Genomic DNA, 456 nt, shown 5'->3' on the forward strand with positions numbered 1-456 from the left:
ATTGTGGCTACTTGTTTGTTGTACCATTGGTTTTTTGACTTAAGATGCTTACCATCAATAATGAAACTTGTCCCTACATTAGAAACGCAACTTAACCAGTTATCAACTCCGTGGTCTATACCTAAAACTTTGTTTTTGTCTAACTGAGGTTGAGTCGCTTTTAACTCATAAACCCATTCGACATAAAAGCAACCATTGCGAGGTAGAATCCTAATCTCCCTGATTTCTTTAAACTCAAGATTTGTCGGAAAGTCTAGGAAAAAACTATCAATCTTAAAAAGGGCTTTGACTTTCTTTCCTAAAGGTAATCTTACCCTGCCTTTTTCTAGTTTTAAAGCTTGTTTGGGATAAGTTACTACTCCCATTCCTCCTTTTTTGCGATACTTAGGCAGTTGAGGTTTGTTTGCTAATTCCCCCTTATTGTACTTCTTAGAAAGTTCTCGATAAGACTTAAAT

1 protein-coding gene is annotated in these 456 nt (G+C 35.7%); it reads right to left on the minus strand.

Annotated features, from left to right (window positions below; genetic code table 11):
• Positions 1 to 456: transposase (locus LKE08_RS07025; protein ID WP_324703496.1), on the minus strand; the 456-nt coding region annotated here is incomplete at both ends.

It is taken from the genome of Lyngbya sp. CCY1209, assembly GCF_035615495.1.
Taxonomy (GTDB): Bacteria; Cyanobacteriota; Cyanobacteriia; order Cyanobacteriales; family Microcoleaceae; genus Limnospira.